The organism is Sporosarcina sp. BP05, assembly GCF_014282005.1.
GTDB lineage: Bacteria > Bacillota > Bacilli > Bacillales_A > Planococcaceae > Sporosarcina.
This window is the reverse complement of sequence record NZ_JACFTD010000060.1, coordinates 1-1,414: the sequence shown is the minus strand read 5'-3', so window position 1 is coordinate 1,414 and position 1,414 is coordinate 1. Positions and strand designations below refer to the sequence as shown.

The 1,414-nt window shown below is 38.7% G+C and carries 1 protein-coding gene; it reads left to right on the top strand.

The genetic code is table 11. The features are described 5' to 3' along the window. Positions 1-74 precede the first annotated feature (74 nt). Positions 75-1,216 (top strand): IS3 family transposase gene (locus H2672_RS19060; RefSeq protein ID WP_370569711.1). Its coding sequence is split into 2 segments (ribosomal slippage): positions 75-309 and positions 309-1,216, totalling 1,143 coding nucleotides; the frame shifts between segments, so codons are not numbered across the junction. Positions 1,217-1,414: the final 198 nt, after the last annotated feature.

Below are 1,414 nucleotides of genomic sequence, written 5' to 3'. Positions count from 1 at the left end.
TGGAGTTAGTATAAATGTATGGACACACGTTAGTTAAGTCTCTATCCTAAAAAGAAGAGAAGGACGTGTCCGAAATGAAACGAAAACAGTATAATAATGACTTTAAAAACACAATTGTCGAGCTTTACAGATCTGGCACATCTGTAGGGGATCTCCACCGCGAATATGACGTATCAGAAGTAACTATTTATAAGTGGATTAAAGCACTTTCACCTGTTGAAGGCGCTGACGGTCTAACACCGAAAGACATTGCAGAGATTCAAAAAGAAAATCTTCGCCTCAAGCAGGAAGTCGACATCCTAAAAAAGGCTATGGTCATATTCGCGAGAAAGTAACAGAACAAGAAATTATTGACTTCATTGAACAGGAGAAGGAAAATCAGCCTATCCAATTGATGTGTCATGTGCTTGAAGTGCCCAGAAGTACGTATTATCAATCATTCAATAAAGTGAAATCTACATATGAAATTGAAAACGAAAAGATTTTGAAACGTATACGAGTCATTCATGCGGAAAGTAAACAGCGTTATGGCGCCCCTAAGATCCATATTATTTTGGGTGAAGAGGGTTTTGTAGTTAGCCTAAACCGTGTACAACGAATTATGAAAAAAGCAGAAATCTTATCCGTTATCATAAAGAAATATCGTCCAACTAAGTCCACTGGATTAGTGGTGGAAAGAGAAAATATACTGAAACAAGATTTCACGACAACCGACATCAATCAGAAGTGGGTTGCGGATATTACTTATATTCATACAAGCAATAACGCCTGGTGTTATTTGGCTTCCGTTCTAGATCTGCATACGAAAAAGATCGTTGGTTATTCCTTTTCAAAATCAATGACAGTGGACTTAGTCCTCGATGCCTTGTCAAACGCAATCACCATCCAGCAACCTGGTGAAGGCCTTATTTTCCATACTGATTTAGGAAGTCAATACACGAGTGACGCCTTTGAAGAAGCCATGACGGACGCTAAAATGAGGCATTCATTTAGCCGCAAAGGCTGCCCATATGATAATGCCTGCATCGAGTCTTTTCATGCAACTTTAAAGAAAGAGGAAGTGTACCGTACAACCTATGTGGATTACGAATCGGCAAGGCTGGCACTCTTTCATTATATCGAATCCTGGTACAACCGGAAACGTATTCACGGAGCAATTCAATACATGACGCCGCAGCAACTAGAAGACTCTTGTCGTAGCAAAATCGGCTCATGATTTGATGAACGCTATAGTTATCCTTATAAACTGAATAAACAAGAGGTTAAAGTCTACACTCAATTCCTGTATCCAGAGAAACTAATTAAAGGTGTCTATTTCACTAATTGATTTCTCTGGATACAGGATATTCACTGAGTTGATGCCTATTTAAAAAAGACTTAACTTTATTGTGTCCATGGTATTGACTTAGAACCA